Origin of the sequence: Butyrivibrio sp. XPD2006 (genome assembly GCF_000420865.1) — a bacterium.
Taxonomy (GTDB): Bacteria; Bacillota; Clostridia; order Lachnospirales; family Lachnospiraceae; genus Butyrivibrio.
This window is the reverse complement of sequence record NZ_ATVT01000016.1, coordinates 79,375-97,685: the sequence shown is the minus strand read 5'-3', so window position 1 is coordinate 97,685 and position 18,311 is coordinate 79,375. Positions and strand designations below refer to the sequence as shown.

General features: G+C 38.9%; 13 protein-coding genes and 1 pseudogene. 11 read left to right on the top strand and 3 right to left on the bottom strand.

Annotated elements, in window-relative coordinates:
- Positions 1-310, bottom strand: a 310-nt coding sequence (locus tag G590_RS21945; protein ID WP_242829791.1) for a transposase, incomplete at its 3' end; no start/stop codon positions are given.
- A gap of 141 nt (positions 311-451) precedes the next feature.
- Complete coding sequence (locus tag G590_RS21775) at positions 452-712, bottom strand: transposase domain-containing protein (RefSeq protein WP_022766593.1); 261 nt, start codon at positions 710-712, stop codon at positions 452-454.
- 197 nt (positions 713-909) lie between these two features.
- On the opposite strand from G590_RS21775, the gene G590_RS0115600 reads away from it, so the two are divergent.
- The 4 genes and pseudogenes from G590_RS0115600 to G590_RS19865 all read left to right on the top strand — a co-directional run.
- The gene (locus G590_RS0115600; protein WP_022766592.1) at positions 910-2,889 is read left to right on the top strand and encodes a tyrosine-type recombinase/integrase; all 1,980 of its coding nucleotides are present in this window, start codon (positions 910-912) and stop codon (positions 2,887-2,889) included.
- The gene (locus tag G590_RS0115595) at positions 2,876-3,859 is read left to right on the top strand and encodes a tyrosine-type recombinase/integrase (protein WP_022766591.1); all 984 of its coding nucleotides are present in this window, start codon (positions 2,876-2,878) and stop codon (positions 3,857-3,859) included. Before G590_RS0115600 ends, G590_RS0115595 begins: the two co-directional genes overlap by 14 nt.
- Positions 3,856-4,896 (top strand): tyrosine-type recombinase/integrase, encoded by a 1,041-nt coding sequence (locus G590_RS0115590; RefSeq protein WP_022766590.1) that lies wholly within the window; start codon positions 3,856-3,858, stop codon positions 4,894-4,896. Before G590_RS0115595 ends, G590_RS0115590 begins: the two co-directional genes overlap by 4 nt.
- 115 nt (positions 4,897-5,011) lie before the next feature.
- Positions 5,012-5,284, top strand: a pseudogene (locus tag G590_RS19865) (transposase domain-containing protein); the annotation flags it as partial.
- 578 nt (positions 5,285-5,862) lie between these two features.
- On the opposite strand, the gene G590_RS0115575 reads toward G590_RS19865, so the two are convergent.
- Positions 5,863-7,569 (bottom strand): acyltransferase, encoded by a 1,707-nt coding sequence (locus G590_RS0115575; RefSeq protein ID WP_022766587.1) that lies wholly within the window; start codon positions 7,567-7,569, stop codon positions 5,863-5,865.
- Between the two features lie 277 nt (positions 7,570-7,846).
- Between G590_RS0115575 and G590_RS0115570 the strand changes: the two genes are divergently transcribed.
- The 7 genes from G590_RS0115570 (at position 7,847) to G590_RS21870 (ending at position 18,296) form a co-directional block, all read left to right on the top strand.
- A complete protein-coding gene (locus tag G590_RS0115570) occupies positions 7,847-10,960 on the top strand; it encodes a hypothetical protein (protein WP_022766586.1) in 3,114 nt (1,037 codons plus the stop codon).
- A complete protein-coding gene (locus G590_RS0115565) occupies positions 10,953-12,410 on the top strand; it encodes a WecB/TagA/CpsF family glycosyltransferase (RefSeq protein WP_022766585.1) in 1,458 nt (485 codons plus the stop codon). Before G590_RS0115570 ends, G590_RS0115565 begins: the two co-directional genes overlap by 8 nt.
- A 25-nt stretch (positions 12,411-12,435) precedes the next feature.
- A complete protein-coding gene (locus G590_RS0115560) occupies positions 12,436-13,539 on the top strand; it encodes an acyltransferase family protein (RefSeq protein WP_022766584.1) in 1,104 nt (367 codons plus the stop codon).
- 93 nt (positions 13,540-13,632) lie between these two features.
- Positions 13,633-14,985 carry an MBOAT family O-acyltransferase gene (locus G590_RS0115555; RefSeq protein ID WP_330361686.1) on the top strand — a complete coding sequence of 451 codons (1,353 nt, stop codon included), beginning with the start codon at positions 13,633-13,635 and terminating at the stop codon, positions 14,983-14,985.
- Positions 14,986-15,002: 17 nt separating this feature from the next.
- Positions 15,003-16,064 carry a hypothetical protein gene (locus G590_RS0115550; protein ID WP_155828784.1) on the top strand — a complete coding sequence of 354 codons (1,062 nt, stop codon included), beginning with the start codon at positions 15,003-15,005 and terminating at the stop codon, positions 16,062-16,064.
- 63 nt (positions 16,065-16,127) lie between these two features.
- Entirely contained in the window at positions 16,128-16,745 is a 618-nt protein-coding gene (locus tag G590_RS0115545; RefSeq protein WP_022766581.1) for a superoxide dismutase, read from the top strand.
- A gap of 441 nt (positions 16,746-17,186) precedes the next feature.
- Positions 17,187-18,296, top strand: a complete 1,110-nt coding sequence (locus G590_RS21870; RefSeq protein ID WP_330361685.1) for a WecB/TagA/CpsF family glycosyltransferase — start codon at positions 17,187-17,189, stop codon at positions 18,294-18,296.
- The last annotated feature ends 15 nt before the right edge of the window (positions 18,297-18,311 follow it).

Sequence of the window (18,311 nt, the reverse complement as noted above, 5' to 3'; positions counted from 1 at the left end):
AGAACAATCTACACATATGCACTGCAACCGAAAAATTCGCTTTATATGTATGTTTCCTTTGCTTTTTATCAATGACTACGTGCGAGGTAATCATTTCAGCAAAGTTATACATTATAAGATGTGCGTAGATTTCTTGTTGGATGCACATCACCTTTTTTGAATGAAAATCCAGCATTCCTGTTGTATATTTCAGGTCTCTGAAAGATGTTTCTATTCCCCAGCGAACTGCATATAATTCTTTTAGCTTTTCTGGCGGATATGTATCTGGTTCAAGATTAGTGAGTACCGTTTCATAGCCATTTTCTGAGATCTTAAATCGTAAGCGCTAAATAATTAGGTGGGGTAGCGCCACCACCACATATATGTTATTGGGTACAAGGGCTTTTGCCCATAAATATACCCCAGCCTCTTGAGAGACTGGAGCACCTTGACAATTCACATATGATTAAGATCACATCGCATCGAAGATTTCCTTTTGATGCTGCCTGTGAAGATCTTCCAAAGCTTCTTTACATTCAGGATTCCATGGACAGAGCTTTTCTAGTTCTTCATCACTTGTTTGTGATGTCGGAGTTTTGAGAAGCAGGTACTTGAGATAATAGTAAACATCTACATTGTTTGCCTTGGCTGTTTCGACCAGTGAATAGACTAATGCGCTTGCATTAGCTCCATCCGGAGTATCGGCGAACATCCAGTTCTTTCTGCCGGTCACAAAAGCTTTGCAGCTTCTCTCAGCAGCTTATCCGAACATTCGCATAAGCCAGCTTATCCGAAGGAATTACTTATCCGCATTTAACGCTTGAAAGGTTCGAAATTACTGCATTTGCGATAAAAAGATGCGCATAATGCTCCTCTTCAGATTATAATGACGTCACCAAAAGACTTGTTTGTAAAGGAGGTGACGTTGCTATGGCAAGACCAAGAGACACGCGTTTTTATGAGATTCCACTACCAGATGAGATTCCCAAATCTCAAAAGTGGTTAATCAGTTACCACGAGAACTGCAGGCGGCTGGTTGGATACATGGAGCAACAAGGTGCTGGGCAGACAGCGTACTACTCAACAATACAGTGCCTTCAGAGACTTAGAAATTATCTTCTGGATAGTGACCTATGCTACTCGTATACGGAATCAATCCGATGGCTGGATAACACGAAGTTTTATTCCAAAGGCTTCAAGATAGCACTTTTCCGACTTTCTGATATTTACGAACACGGAGAGGTACAGCCTGTCAACGCTTTTCCTGTTGCTGTTCCGTATTCGAATCTTCTGCATGAACCGTGGAATGAACTTCTTCAGGGCTATCTGAACACGCTGGACTTTATGGAGTCTTATATGTCAGATATAAGGAACCGCATCGCAAGATTCTTTTATGCCATACAGCTGCAGGGAGTATCAAGCCCTTCTGAAATAACTTTCGAGCTTATTGAACAGTATTGCATGACTGACGTGCATAGATCAAAGGAAATGGATGCCATATACACATACTCTATTGGAGATATTCTCCTGTATATGGCAAACAGGGGGCTGTGTTCACATGGACTTGGATGGTATCCGTATTTCAGGATGCATAACAGGATATTTGACATCAAGGACTTCACAGATGAACAGATAGCAGCAATCAAGCACTATAGAGATGATAGTCTTGATTTTCCTTCTGAAGAGTACGCTGTGGCTGTTGAAAGCTTCCTAATTGATTTTAATAAACTTGGGTACAGTGAATCGCCCTGCAAAATGGCCGCGTATACTCTGCACAATCTTCTGCTGTTTTTGGAAATGAACAGTTTGGGGTACCATAAGGAGATTGCAGCTGTGTGGCTTGAACGCGAAAAAACATATCATGAGAAAAGAGGATGGTTCCAGGCTTTAAGAACGCTGTATCTGTTTGATATCTATACCAGGGAAGGATGCATAATGCCGCAGTCCCTGAACATAACGAGGGCCCTCAGATGTGAAGCCCTCCCTGACTGGTGTTTAGCTGAACTGGACGAATATCTGGAAGTTAAGAACAAGGAAGACTGGGCTGCATCTACTATAGATATGATAAGATCATCTGTCACGCGTTTTTGTGAATATTTGGCAGATAGTGGTCTGAAAGGCTTTGAAGAGATAGACGCATCAGTTATTAAGGGATTCAATCTCTGTGACTATCATGATACTCCTGAAGGAAAAAACGCCTATAACGTTAGGATACGAAAGTTTCTAAAACATCTGGAGCGGAAGAATATAATCCCATACGGGCTCAATGAAGCCCTGCTCTGTACATCGGAAAACAGGGAAAGAATTGTCATAACTCTGACTGATGACGAAAAACAGAGCATCAAGGAGAAACAGGATGCCAGTACCGCATCGATTGAACTAAGGGATAATGCAATGATGCTCCTTGGCCTAAAAATGGGCATAAGATCCATTGACATAGTTAATCTGAAGCTGGATGATCTTGACTGGAAAAACCAGTGCATACGTATATATCAAAAGAAGACAAGTCACGAGATTATGCTGCCTATGCCAACAGAGGTGGGCAATGCCATTTATCTGTATATATCAAACGGACGGGCAAATAAAAAAACATCCTCTAGATATCTCTTCATTAAAAACAGGGTTCCTTACGATGCTCTGAAGAGAAGCGTATGCAGACAAGCGTTAAAAAGGATGCTTCCAGGTAGAAGTACACCCGGTTCTGGCTTTCATGTAACTCGCAGGACATACGCTACAGACCAGCTTAGAAAAGGTACCGGTAAGCAGGGCTTGGCAGATCTTCTGGGTCATAGGGACACAACGTCAATAAAGCATTATCTTAATCTTGATGAGGAACGGATGCGGATGTGTCCTATATCTTTGTCGGACTCAGGACTCCTGATGAAAGGAGGCCGCTATGACAGAGTATAGAGATTATCCCTATTCAAGCGCTCTTGCACCGTTTATTCAGGATTACGTTGCTGAAAAGCGTGCTTTAGGATACATATATAACGTAAAAGGCTACCAGCTCTTTCGCCTTGACCAGTATTGGAATGATAACGGGTACAAAGATGCTGCTTTTACTCCTGAAAGACTTGACGCCTGGATGTGTTCTTTGCCGGGAGAAAGCAAAAGCAGTCAAAACAGCCGTATTGGAGCAGCACGCGGTATTGCAAGATATCTTAACACGCATGGTATTAAATGCTATGTTCCAACACTTTACGTCGGCAAAGATCAGAAGCAGATCCATGTGATGGACAAGATCGAATTGGCGGAATTCTTTTCTGCTGTAGATTCATACCAGCCTAAGACGCATAAACCTTGCGACCTGCGGATGGCAAATGAATATCCGATTATATTTCGCCTGTTCTACTGCTGCGGAATGAGGAATAATGAGGTTTGTGAACTCAGGAAAACTGATATTGATCTTGAGAATGGTATTGTTACGATTTATGATGGCAAAAAACATCGTGACAGGCTGGTTTATCTGCCAGAGGATCTGCTGACCCTGATCAGAAAATACTGCAGGTATCTTGAAAAAGATTTAGGAGTAAAATCAGAGTGGCTTTTCCCTGGAAGATTTCTGAAGGAACATGTCCTTAAGACATCCATTGACAGAAATTTTCGTGATTTTTGGAATAAAACTGAAGCATCAAAACACTGTGATAAGCGCCCTACACCTCACTCATTGAGACATGGTTTTGTTGTAGACCGAATTAACAACTGGATACTCGCAGGCATTGATATTAATGTCATGTTTGTCTACCTCAGTAAGTATCTTGGACATAAGGATCCCGATGAAAGCTTTTACTATTACCATCTGGTTCGGGAGGCATACGATATCATCAAACAGAGAGATACCGTTACAAAAGATGTAATTCCGGAGGTGAGACGCAGATGAGCAAAAGCATACTTAATGAAGAACTCTTCTTTTCCATGACATGGGATTATCTTAATGTTTACCTGCCAACTCAGCACCAGGACAGCATAAAGACTGTAAAGGCGTATGAGGATGCACTGACTATATTCCGCAGATATGTAACTGACATTTGTGGCATCGCAATCGACAAGTTCAGATTTGAAGACATGACTTATGACTTCATGCTCGATTATAGGATATATCTGGTAGGTAATGGATATAAGCCCGCAACAGTGAATCACAGGATGGCGGTAATTACTGCATATATGAAGTATGCAGCTTCCCGAAAGGTGGCAATATACCAGATCTACATGAATGTTTTAGAAGTACCATACGTTACGGTTCCGTCCAAAGTGAAGGAAATCATTGAGGACAAAGAAACCATCAAGAAACTGCTGGCTTCACCAGGTATGTCTGACAAAGGGATACGTGACCAGATAATACTTGTGCTCCTGTATGACACTGCAATAAGAGCAGATGAATTAATAGGGCTTGACTTGTCAGATGTAAACATTGATGCGGAAAGCCCGTATCTTCGCATTCGCGGTAAAGGAGATAAAGAACGTGTTGTAGCATTGTCAGAAGAAGTGATACCATTAGTGAAGCAGTATAGTTCTGTGTTTCATCGCGACATGAGGAAACGCTCTGAACCTTTTATATACACAACGATAAAAGGCGTGACAGGTAGAATGTCAGAGAGAAATGTGGAGCGTATTGTCAAAAAATATGCTGATATCATCAGAAAAGATGCTCCTGATCTTCCAGATAGAATCTACCCGCATTTATTAAGGAGAACTCGCGCGAGTGGATGGTACAGGGATGGAGTACCTATTGAAACAATAGCCGTTATACTGGGGCATTCAGATACAAAAACTACTCGAAAGTCATATGCGAAACCTTCTGTTGAAATGCTAAGGAAACAGATGGATGCAGGTGATAGAGGCGAGATGATAGTCCCCGAAGAAAAACAACTGTGGAAAAACGATGAAGAGCTGGCACGATTGTGTGGTATCAGATAGGAGCATTATGCGCACCTTTTTTGAGAAGGTATGCTAATTGTCTGGCTTTCAAGAAAAAGGTGCGGATAAGTAATTTCTTCGGATAAAGCAGCTTATCCGAACATTCGCATAATACGCAGAACGAGCAATAAGGCCGTTCACTATAGGCAGGAAGAACTGGGAGTTCATGAACACCATCAGAGGTGCAAAAGCCAGTGCTGTGATCTATTCAATTGTTGAGACTGCAAGATTAAATAATCTGAGCTCCTATTACTACGTAGATCACCTCCTTACAGAGCTTCCAAAGCTCCGTGATGAGAATGGAAATATAGATACGGCAAGTCTGGATCAGTTATTACCTTGGTCCGAGACATTACCAGATAACTGCCGTAAACCACGCCGCAAATGAACTTGCGGCGTTTATTTTTCAGATAGGCGGATTATTTGACGCTTACGATTATTTGCTGAGTGAGTCGGCAATCTTTAGAAATTTGTGTGCGAATGAAACGTTTCGTTTAGCGTTAATCAATCGTATTTTTGAGTACGGTGCTGAATGGGATGATGATAAGATTGATCAGTTGCTGGGAAACTATGAGAGAACATTAGCTGAACCTTTGGATGTGAACATGAAGAGATATTTTAATTCAAGCAATGATTTATTCTATGAAGAGGATGAGTATATTCGTACATTTTTTGCTGAACGTTATGATTATATGATTATAATGTGTCAGAATGCATTTCCTAATGATGATGTAGAGGGTATAGCAGAATACTATTTAGCGTCTGCTCAGTAGCTAGTATATTGAAACAGCTTAAGGATGCGTTTGATGTTTAGGTTTTTGTCATCCTGATGTTTCATGAATAACTTTCACTGAAACTGGTTTAGTGGTAACATTGTGATTGTGCATATAGTCAGTACATGAGGTAAGGAGCTTGGCGTTTGATTTGCCGGTGCTCTTTACTTTAGGTACTGGTATCATATACTACTTAAAGCAGATTTTTAAAGAGAGAAGTCTTTTTTAAAATAAATGTACAGATTGTTCCTAGCGTCATGCTGATGAGTATCCATAAAAGTCCCTGCCACATAACTGACATAGACTGTGTTTTGATTATGAATTTAGAGTAGAACAGTTCTTTGAACACCGGATCAAACATGTAGATTCCAAGCGTCATGGAGCCAGTAAAACAAATAGCTTTGACTAAGATGCCGGTTTCTTTGTATGCCATGACAACAGCATATAGATACTTGATAAGCATAAATACTGTTATTGCAGTAAGGTAGTCAAATAACATCACATAGTTCTGGGAAAATGTTCCGTTCAATTCCGCATCTATATAGGTGCATATATTTGAGAGTGTAATGCCTGCTGCTGCGCCTAGTATGAGCAGACATAGCTGCCAGAGTCTTACATTTGCAATATCCACGTTGTATTCAAGGTAATATCCTATTAACGGATAAAAAATAGCACTGAAGACTGCAAATGGCACATAGAAATTTCCGTCTATCAGGATATTCTCTGCAATTCCATTTTTCATTAAATACAGATTGATCATTGGGATAAGGGTTGCTGTAATAAAATGTAATGCAATAAGTGCTGAAAACTCTGCTCTTGTTATTCCCTTAGCAAGCCTTTGAAGGAATGGCAACATAAATATATAAGCGAGATATGCATAAAGATACCAGTATACAACTGATCCCGGAAGTTCTCTGCTTAAAAAGCCAAGCACAAATTCTTTAATACTAATATTGTAATGAGTTCCTTCCATGACACAATTGTACTGAAGCGCTGCAATATTTATCAAATAAAAAACAATAAGCAAGCCAATGATCCGTAAAAATCTTTTCCTGAAGACTGTTGTGAATTCTTCGTTCTTCTTAAGCAGTAAAGCGCCACTTACCATAAAAAAGATTGGGACATTGCACCTCGTTATCATGGCCAGGGTCATGTACAATGGCCGAGATACGGTTTCGGCTGCCATAAACTGATTATATACCAGAAGATGATTATAGATAACAAGGCTACAGGCCAAGACTCTCATTATTTCAAAATAAACTTTCCTGGTTGCAGACTTTTTGGGGGAGGCTGTAATCGATGGAGAGCATTGAGAAGTCTTTGATTTTGTAATTCGGAGATAAACCAAAGAAAAAAGCAAAAGCAACAAAGCTGCTATAAAGATAAGCATAACTATTCTTGAGGCGGATAGTGTGTCTTCACCATATATGTATTCAATCGAATGGATGATCGGGTTATTGCCATTCTCTGATCCGCCCATGAAAATGCTGAATGTTGCCGGCTCACCGACTATGAGCCCGGTATCACTTAAATTCCAATAATATCTGGATTGTTCATTCGCTTCCAGATCGTTAAATTCTGTAATGCAAACAGCTTCCGAATCCTCACCGTAGAGAGATATACTGAAATTTGCTATTGTATCGGCAGCACTTGTCAGCTCCAGACATATCCTGTTCAAATTATCATATTCCACAGTTAACGGCTGCGTATAAGATCCATTATCCATAATTAGGAGTCCCTCAGTTAAAGCATCATCATGGATATTAACAGTTTCGACACCTACGTATATAAAATCTGTTATTACAGGGAGCGCTGCTGCAGATATGAGTGCTAAAATAATCATGAAACTAATTAGGGCACTTATAAGATTTTCATATTTGAATTCCTTCTGACTTGTCATTACTAACCTCCATGCGGTTGGAATAGTCAAGATGTGTTATGTGTTATAAGATGATGGTACTTCAGGTTGAAAATGTATAGGCAATATGTAAAGATATTATCAAGTGTTTTGAGAATGTTTATAGAAAACATAATTTGATTATAGCAAGAAAACTATAGGAGTAAACTATCAATTGCAACCCAAAACAGTTTTTAATAAAGTGCTATCTATTATTGATAAGTATTACGAAATAGTCTATATAATACTGTTTGCTTTATATTTTTATACTCAGGTAACGATGCTTTCAAAGGCACCGTTTATTTTGGTATCTTTCTTAGAGAATGTTGTTGGCCTTATTCTTCCTGTCATAGTGATTATATGGCTGGTAAGAAACCTTTTTCTTAAGAAGTGGGAAGCAGTTATTGGAACTATCCTGGCAATTATTCTGGTAGTTTTATCAAGTCTGAACGGCTACGATGAATTGAAATATCTTGGAATGCTTGCTGCCGGAAGTATAGGGGTGAATCTGAAAAAGGTCATCAAAATTACCGGTGTTATAGCTGTTGCTACTATTTTTTATACCTTTCTTTATTCATTTGCCATCGATCCAAGTATTAATACTGTATATGTTGAAGTGAAGAGAATTCGTTCTACTATGGGGATGAGCTATCCGACAGATGCGGCTAGTTTAGCCTTGTTTGTGTGCCTGGGAGTTATGATACTTGGGAAAGCTTGTCCAACATTAGTTACGCATATCATGTCGCTCCTGTCGCTTTTGCTTGCATATTTTTACTTTGGGTCAAAAACGTCGGCCATTGTTTCAGCAATGCTATGCATGGCAATTGTCGGAATTTTTTGGTGTGAAAAGAAAGCGAACAGATTAGAAATGCCTGGGATAATCCGAATTGTTGCACAAGGTGCGCTATACGTATTGATTCCGCTTATGGCGGCTATTCAGCTGCTACTGGCTTTCTTTTACGGCAAAGAGGCTTCGTGGGCTGTCAGGGTTGATGACCTGTTACATAAGAGAGTGGCCATGACTCATAAGGGATTGATAGAGCATAGTATAACCCTGCTGGGTAAAAATATTGAATTAATCGGCACTGGAGAACCCGGAATCAATAATGTCGATGCATACAATTATCTGGATTCATCATATATCAACATTCTTGTTAGATATGGTTTGATTGCAGCTGTATGCATACTTTTCATTTGGATAGTAATACAGCGTAAGGCAGTAAAAGGCAGAAATATATTTATTATTCTGGCTGCTGTATTAATTTCAGTTCACTCTTTTGAAGAACATCATTTTACACAAATCGCTTATAATCCACTGCTATACTTGCCATTCGCTGATGGATTTGATAATGAAGGCAATATTATTGATGTTTTGCCATTAGTGAAAAAGAATGCAAATAAGGTTGTTGTAGCTGTTGGCATTGCAGGGGTAATAATGGTTATTTTACCGTTTGCTTTTTCTACAACAAGGACAATCTTTGATTCTATGGAGTATGAGAATGTATCAGAGAGACTTGAAGCAGATAGCAAAGCTGTTCAGCTTATTCTGGATACAAATGAATGTCCTGTTTATGCAGATGTTCTCACAGAAAAATACGTGGGAAAGTTCAAAGGAATTAAGCAGACAATATGTTCTGGAGATGATCTGGTAAGAAAACTTGATTGCACGATTATTACTGATATTGATGTCAATTCCTGGGATTTGTTTTCAAAAGGCGCAGTTTATGCCCGTATTTCTGAGTATTCAGCTGTATACACTACGGATCACTCTGTTATTACAGCTCTTCAGAATGCCGGCTATCATGTGGCCGCATACTTTTATCAGGAAAAGCAGCTCGATGTGAGTTACGTTTATAATTCCGATTCGATTTCTGTTTCTGCAGGGCATGTTGATGTGATGGGAGAAATAGGAGTTGATACATCTAAGCCTCTTACTGGAGATGTTGCAAAAGTAACTATTCTTTCTGTGGATGGGGAAGTGTCAAAGATTTATGGCAATGAAGATGTTTCTGAAGATGGTGTTATAAGGTATGACATCGAATTTGATACAGAGCAGGATGCGGTAACTCTCCAGATTGAGTCTTTGGGTGAGACAGAAATTATTCCGCGACCAGCTTTATTAACTCAAGGTATAAAAGAGTATCAGGTAGATATTAATTTGCGCCGGATACAATCAACGAATAATAAAGTCTATAAGGGAAGTTACACTTTAAATGCACAAATGATGATAACTAATTACAAAAATATTTACGATGATGTTGCGGTTAGAATCATCTTTATGCCTTCAGACGGAACTGAATCATCAAAAGATGTATACCTGAGAGATTTTAGAGAGGATGGAACACTTGACTACGAGACGGTGTTTGATTCTCGCGGAGATAATTATACAATTATTGTAGAACCTTCTAGTGATGTCAATTTGAAAGTTGGCTCAATGAGTATCACCAATACTCCTAGTTATGACATACATTCAACATATAATTCTGATGGAAGGGTAGCACGTTCAGAATACTATGATCTTAATGGAAACAAAGTTTTAACACCTGAAGGTGTTTTTGCATATGAATTTGATTATGACAAAAAGGGAAATGCAATTGTAATTAGATATTATGATACTGACAATTCTCCTGTTACATCTTTGAATGGATATGCTGAAGTCCATAGAAAATTCGATAAACTTAATCATATGATTTATGAGAGTTATTATGGAGAAGATGGTATGCCATTGACTAATCAAAGCGGATTTGCCGCTTATAGTCTGGATGTTGATGTATGGGGCAGACCATTGTGCGTAAGATATTATAATAGTGAAGGCAAACCGGTTATTATTAGCGTAGGATACTCTGCTATTCGGTATGAATTTAATGATAAAGACCAGATTGTATATGAAGCATATTATGATGAGAATGATAACAGACTTGAACTTGAGGCCGGATATTCAGGATGCAGGTTTGAATATGATGATGCGGGCCATCAAACTAGGATTACATATCTCGATGACAATGATAATCCTACTATTATTTCGTCCGGATATGCCGGAATCGAGAGACAGTATGATGAAAAGGGTAACATGGTTGTTGAATCATATTATGATACAGAGGGAAACCTGATGCTCTTAGAGCAAGGATATGCTGCGATTGTTCAGTCATATGATGATTTTGGTGATAATATTTCTACTATGTACTTTGGCCTTGATACCAGTGAAGGATATATTGAGATCAGGCGAGAATATGATGACCAAAGAAGACTTATCTATGAGGGTAAGTTCAACAGTGATGGAGAGCCCCTGATCATGGATGGTGAGTATTCTGCATATAGGATCGAATATGATGATGCAGGAAATGTAATAAGTGTTCAATATTATGGAATAGATGGAAACCTTATAGATGGATAAGAATTTAAGCATAAAAAGGAATCAGAATAATTCGAAAAAGAATCATATAGTTCGTTATACATTTGCTGTGGATATGGCGTCTATTCTAGGGGCATTCTTCTTAGCGATTGTTATAAGATTTAAGGCAATTATCAATTGGGCTGATTTCAGCCTTGGAATATATGTGAATATGCTTATTTCGGCAATTTTGCTGGAGATAGCCATATATTTCTTCAATGATCTTAGAAAAGCCAGTGTAGTTGAAATGGATCCCGTTGACAATCTTATTGCAGTTGTTAAGAACCGCTTTCTGCTGATTATTCTTTCTATAGTATATTTCTATATTACTCAGAGTTCAGTGCTGACATCCAGAATTGTCATGGGACTGTTTCTCACTTTCAGTACAGTATTCGGATATATATTTAGGATGCTGTACAGACATGTTTGTATTAAAAAATGGGGAATGCCGGGATCGGCTAAGGTATTTGAAGTCCATCTCCCAAATATTGATGTTGAAGCTATTGACAGAGCTGTTAATGTTGAAGGTTGTGAAGGCATTATCCTGTTCAAAGATAATGTATCTGACAGTGAGCTTAATGAAGCTCTCAAGGCGTTGGAAGAAAAAGGAATAAGGACCTACGTGACATTACGTACCGGAAGCTATCAGGTAAGGCCGGGTATCATAACGGACATCAGTGAGTATGCAACAATTCCGGGCTATATTAGAAAAGAGAGATTTGAATTATTCGGTGTAAGATTCTGCATATCCCGCATTGAAGAAGCTGTTCATCATGTAATTGATCATTTGGATAACTTGAAGGGGGAGTATATCTGCTTTTCCAATGTTCATACTACTGTCATGGCGCGTGAGAATAAAGATTATGCCGATGTACTCAACGGTGCTGCATATGTATTCCCTGATGGCGCACCAATAGCCGGGTTGGAGGTGAAAAAAGGTTATCAGGGAGTAGAACGTGTGGCCGGCCCTGATTTCATGGAAAATATGTTCAGGGATACTCAATACACTGGGGTCTCTCATTATTTCTATGGTTCCACAGAGGAAACTATAGAATCATTAAAAGCAAGAATAGCAAGGAAATTTCCGGGACTGGATGTGCGAGGATTTTACTCGCCTCCTTTTAGACCTTTAACTCCAGAAGAAGATGCTGAAGATGTCAGAAGAATAAATGAATCCGGAGCAGATATTGTCTGGATAGGGTTAGGCGCTCCCAAGCAAGAAAAGTGGATGAATACACACAGAGGACAGATAAATGCTGTGATGATGGGGGTAGGCGCAGGCTTTGATTTCCATGCCGGAACTATTCAGAGAGCGCCTAAATGGATACGCAGGATAGGTCTTGAGTGGCTGTACAGATTATTCAAGGATCCGGTTAGACTTTATAAGAGATATATTGTGACGAACGTTAAGTTTTTCTGGTATTTGCTTGTAAATAAAATTAATGCCAAGTGAAGAAGGATAAAGCCAGAGGGGGGAAATGAAAGAAAAAAAAGTGGGCTATATTGATGCCTTCAAGGGGATAGCAATAATTGCAGTGACGTTTGCACATGCCGGTGGCGGAGAATTACCGGGGATATTTGGAAAAATAGGCGATGATGGAGCAAGGGGAGTCCAAATGTTTTTTGTGATATCCGGAATGCTTGCTTTTAAGTCTTTGGAAAGTTTTTTCGAATCACCTCGTAATGTAACGCTAAAAGGTTCAATGTACTGGTATGTCAAAAAGCTTTTGAGATTGGCTCCAATGTACTATTTGGCGGTTTTGATCAGTATGGTTACAGGATCATGGAGTACATATTGGCTTGGTAATGAAGGACATGTGTCTGTTAAAAACATTATTGCTCATATTCTAATGGTTCATGGTCTGTTTCCGCATTATGCTGATAGTATTTTGGGAGTGGAGTGGTATTTGGGATGCCTCTGGCTATTCTTTTTGGTTTCACCATTTATATATAAGTATATTGATTCCTTAGAGAAATCATTAATTGTTTCAGTTACAGCATATATTGTTATGCCTTTCTTAAATTTAGGTTTGGCACATATTCTGCCAATTGATCGGGATCCGAATATTTATGAAGGGTATCGGTATACATTCAGTCCTTTTGCCCAGTTTTGGGTATATTTACTCGGAATAATACTCTATTTTGCAATGAAACGAATCAGGGATATTGAAATAGACAAACGTGCAGTGTTGTCTTATGCATTGTTGCTATTTGGATTAATTGCTTTATACGGGCAAATAAATGGAGCTGGTAGTATATTCCTGTTATCCAGAACTGATATGTTTGGTTTATGGTTTTTCATTATTATTCTTAGCCAGTTTATACACACAGTTAAAGCTATAGATAATCCAATATTTTCAATATTTGGAAAGTACTCATTCGGGATTTATCTCTTTCAGTTTATATGGTTGAATTTTTACAACAGGTATATTGGTTATTCGGGGAGGTTTCAAGTGATCATCAGGTTTTTGGTAAGCCTTGGTGTGTTGCTTGGGATATCTTTTATATTGACGCGCTTTGTTGAAATGCCAATAATACGAAAACTTGAAATGATTATGCCAAAAGAAAAGAGAAAATTATAAATGCTATTCAACTCTTATATATTTATCCTCGCGTTCTATCCTATTACATTGTGCCTGTATTTTACAGTAGCTAATTACAGCAAAAAGATATCAATGATGGTTTTGACCTGCATGTCCTTGGTTTTTTATGGATATTTTAATCCTTGGTATCTTTTGGTTATAGTAAGTAGCATAGTATTGAATTTTATAATATCCAGGCTGATCATTTTGAAAAATAGCAAGACATTATTATTACTTGGAATAGCATTAAATGTTGCATGTATCTTTTATTTTAAGTATTTTAATTTCTTCAAGAGCTGCATTAATAGTGCATTTGATCAGAACTTTGTGATCACTGAAATAGTTTTGCCTCTCGGAATCAGTTTTTTTACATTTCAGCAGATTTCTTTCCTTGTAGATTCGTATAAAGACGAAACAACGGATTACAATTTTCTGGAATATGCGTTATTTGTTTCTTTCTTCCCGCAATTGATCGCAGGACCAATTGTTCTTCACAGAGAGCTGATACCTCAATTTAGAGATGAATCTAAGAAGCGTCCAAATGCTGAGAATCTATACTCGGGGCTTGTGCTGTTCATATTTGGTCTTGCTAAAAAAGTGCTTCTGGCTGATACATTTGCGAAGTGTGTGAATCTGGCTTGGAATGGTGGCGTGGAGAGCTTGACAGCACTTGAAATTTTCCTTGTGATGCTTTCGTATACTTTCCAGATATACTTCGATTTTAGTGCATATAGTGACATGGCTACAGGAATTGCCAGAACATTTAACATCGCGCTTCCTATGAATTTCAACTCACCATATAAGGCTGTTTCAATCATAGACTTTTGGAAGAGATGGCACATGACTCTGACAAGATTTTTGAGGGAATACATATATATTCCGCTTGGTGGGAACAGAAAAGGAAATGTAAGAACATACCTGAATATTTTTATAGTGTTTTTGATAAGCGGAATCTGGCATGGTGCCAACTGGACATTCTATTTGTGGGGAATTTTACATGGATTGGCCAATATGCTTACCAGAGCGTTTGGTAGGTTTTACAATAGGATGCACGTGGTTTTTCAATGGCTTATCACATTCACTGTTGTCAACGTATTATGGCTGCTCTTTAGGGCGGACAGTGTTAGTCAATGGATTCAACTCGTTCTCAGAATGATCAAGATGGAAAATCTCTCTGTCAGAAAAGAGCTGATTGATTGTTTTTCTCTTCCGGGAAGAGCCTTTGTTTTCGACATTCTGCATCTAAATGGTTTATATGCTAAAATGCCACATATTTGTGCCCTCATGTTTTTGGTTGCAGGATTGAGCATATGCTTAAACCATAAAAATAACATTGAAAAGGAAATAAAAGCCGGTATTGGAACTTCGTTGGCGGCTGCGTTGTTGCTCTTTTTATCCATTATTTCTCTTGGAGGAGTGACAGTGTTTATTTACTTCAATTTTTGACATGGATGGTGAGAGATTTGTCTAAAAGAAATATTGTCTTCATCTTGATTTTGGTGACAGTGCTTTTGAGCATTCATGCAGGGATCATAATTTATTTAGATCCTTTTTTCCACTATCATTCACCACGTGGGGATTATTATTATGTAAGGCCTGAGACTGTTGAGAGATATATAAATGATGGAGTTGCAAGACATTTTGATTATGATGCGGTAATAACGGGAATATCTGTTAGCAGGGGCTTTAATACTTCAGAGTTTGACTCATTGTTTAATACAAAAAGTGTAAAAATGATCTATTCGGGCGGAACCTTTAAAGAGACGGGAGAAGGCATCGAAAGAGCCATGAGGTCAAAGCCTGAGACCGGTATTGTGCTATGCAGTCTTTTTATATCAAAGCTGTATCAGGACAAGGATCATCGCAGATCTGATATATCCGAATATCCAACATATCTGTATAACGACAGTTATATTGATGATGTTAAGTATGTTCTCAATAAAGAAGTCCTATTTGGCTATTGTTATCCAATGATTAAAGCGAGAATTGAAGGGATTGAAGGCGGAGTGCAGAGTCTTGATACCACGGAAAATTTGAATCAAGATGAAATGCAGCTGACAGATGGATCTTGGGCTGAGAAGGATGCTATACCACTGGAGCATAGAATCGATCAGCCTGAACTTGATGAGTTTGAAATCCAAAATGTAAAGGAGAATGTAGCGCAAAACATTGTTGATGTAGCGAAAGAATACCCGGATACAAGGTTTGTATATTATGTTCCCCCATGCAGTATTTATCATTATAAGCAACTCTATGTTGAAGGAAACCTGTTGAAATCCCTTCAGGCAGAGAGAATCGCTGTTGAAATGATGCTTGAGCAGGATAACATAGAAATCTACTCGTTTAATGACCACACGGATATTATTGAAGATCCGAGGTACTATGATGACGCAGTTCATTATGTTGATTGGGTGAGCTCATATATATTGAAGAGCATTAGCAATAATGAAGGAAGAATAACTTCTGATAATGCCAAAGATTATTTGGATAAAGAGGAAAATTATCTGATTAATTATATTTACTGATGTAAAATGTATTTAAGTGCTTTATGTGTTTATTGAATCTAAGGATTCAGAAGGGAGAATACCATGTTTGAACAGGCTAAATTAAATTACGAAATGAATGCACTTGAACCACACATTGATCAGCTTACTATGGAAACACATTATGGCAAGCATCACGCAGCGTACACCAAGATGTTCAATGAACTGGCTGAGAAGGCAGGTGTTGCTGATAAGTCTGCTGAAGAGGTTTTGGCAGGTCTTGACTCAGTTGCAGATGAGACTTTGCGCAAGGGCCTTCGCAATCAGGGTGGTGGATATTACAACCACAACCTCTATTTTTCTTCATTCTCACCCAATGCAGCAAAAGCGCCTACAGGCAAACTTGCTGACAAGATAAATGAAACTTTTGGAAGCCTTGATGAAGTAATTGACAAGCTTTCAAAGGCTGCAATAGGTCAGTTTGGATCAGGATGGTCATTCCTTTCAGCTGACAAGGATGGAAATCTCTATGTAACTGCTTCTCCCAATCAGGATAATCCAATCAGCGAGGGAACAGGCAGAACACCGATCCTTGCACTGGATGTTTGGGAGCATGCGTACTATCTTAAGTACAAGAATCTCAGAGCAGATTATGTAAAAGCATTTTGGGAAGTTCTTGATTGGAATATTGTATCCGAAAGATATGAGAAAACAATAGGATAATTAAGTGTCTTTTCCATAGGAAATATGATAAAATATTGAGCAAATAAAATGTAGAGAAGGGTATGCATTAGCAGGACGCTTCTCTATGTTTTTGTTAAGTTTTAAAGTTTTGGCGGGGACATGAAAAATAAAGTTAGTTATCCGATAAGAAGAGTATTTATAATAGATGAGATTGCCTTAGTAGCTTCCATGGCGTTGGCACTTTTTCTGAGGTTTAGAGGAGAAGCTTTTTTATGGCATAAAATCTATGAAGGACTGTATGTTTACATAATTATTACAGTTTGTCTTTTTCATGTCATTATTTATCTGCTGTATGATAACAAAAAAACTTCAATTTTTAAACAGGATCCATTAGAAAACCTGGTTACAGTTGTAAGAAGTCGGTTAACATTGGCTTTGCTGTCACTAATCTATCTCTATGTTGTTCAGAGAAGTGTACAGGTGTCAAGAGCTGTTATGGGAATGTTTTTCACATTCAGTATTGTTCTTGGCTACACATTGAGGATGTTGTATCGAAGGTATCATATAGGGAAGTATGGTGATGGAAGCAGACCCAATACGCTTATGTTACACACGCCATTCCCGGATGAGCATGGTCTGGATACCATGTTTCAAGAAGGCGGATTCGATGATGTAATGGTTCTTACCCGAGGGGCGAGCAGAGAAGAAATTGAGGGTGTGATTGGTGCTGCAGAGCGACTTGGAATCAGAACGTATTGCAGTCTGAATGCTCTTAGTTATGATGTGCACTCAGGCATAGTGACAGAGGTTGCACATCGCGCGTCAATTCCGGCATTTGTAAGGAGGGATAAATTCAGGCTGTTTGGAGTGAATTATTCAATTGCCAGAGTTGAGGAAGCTGTGCTCCATGTTATGAGGCATTTGGATGAGCTTAAGGGTCACTACATCTGTTTTTCCAATGTTCATACCACTGTCATGGCAAGGGAGAGCAAGGAATATGCAGAAGTGCTAAATGGTGCTGCATTCACATTTCCTGACGGAACCCCTATTGCTAAACTTCAGAAGAAGAAAGGCCTAATTGGTGCTGATAGAGTGGCCGGACCCGATTTTATGATGCACATGTTCAGAGATACTACAGATGGGAAGATTACTCATTTCTTTTATGGATCAACTCAGGAGACTCTGGATGCTCTAAGAGCACACCTGGAGATCAAGTATCCGGGAATTGTTATAAAAGGCATGTATTCACCGCCTTTCAGGGAACTCACTGATGAGGAAGATGAGGCGGACGTTGAAATGATAAATGCTTCCGGAGCTGATATCATCTGGATTGGGCTTGGGGCTCCCAAACAGGAAAAGTGGATGAAGGCTCATGAAGGTAAGATAAACGGAGTTATGATGGGAGTTGGCGCAGGCTTCGACTTCCATGCCGGAACCATTAAACGCGCTCCTGAATGGATTCAAAAGATTGGTTTTGAATGGCTTTACAGGCTGTTTCAGGATCCTGAAAGATTGATAAAACGCTACTTTGTCACTAACATAAAGTTCCTTTGGTATCTTGCCGGGGAGATTATGAGAAACGGATTGTGATCATATATGAATCAG

Coding starts and splice junctions, on each gene's coding strand:
- G590_RS0115565 (WP_022766585.1), top strand. CDS start 10,953: ATGGATAAGAATTTAAGCATAAAAAGGAATCAGAATAATTCGAAAAAG.
- G590_RS0115600 (WP_022766592.1), top strand. CDS start 910: ATGGCAAGACCAAGAGACACGCGTTTTTATGAGATTCCACTACCAGAT.
- G590_RS0115560 (WP_022766584.1), top strand. CDS start 12,436: ATGAAAGAAAAAAAAGTGGGCTATATTGATGCCTTCAAGGGGATAGCA.
- G590_RS0115570 (WP_022766586.1), top strand. CDS start 7,847: ATGCTTTCAAAGGCACCGTTTATTTTGGTATCTTTCTTAGAGAATGTT.
- G590_RS0115545 (WP_022766581.1), top strand. CDS start 16,128: ATGTTTGAACAGGCTAAATTAAATTACGAAATGAATGCACTTGAACCA.
- G590_RS0115590 (WP_022766590.1), top strand. CDS start 3,856: ATGAGCAAAAGCATACTTAATGAAGAACTCTTCTTTTCCATGACATGG.
- G590_RS0115575 (WP_022766587.1), bottom strand. CDS start 7,569: ATGACAAGTCAGAAGGAATTCAAATATGAAAATCTTATAAGTGCCCTA.
- G590_RS0115555 (WP_330361686.1), top strand. CDS start 13,633: ATGATGGTTTTGACCTGCATGTCCTTGGTTTTTTATGGATATTTTAAT.
- G590_RS0115595 (WP_022766591.1), top strand. CDS start 2,876: ATGACAGAGTATAGAGATTATCCCTATTCAAGCGCTCTTGCACCGTTT.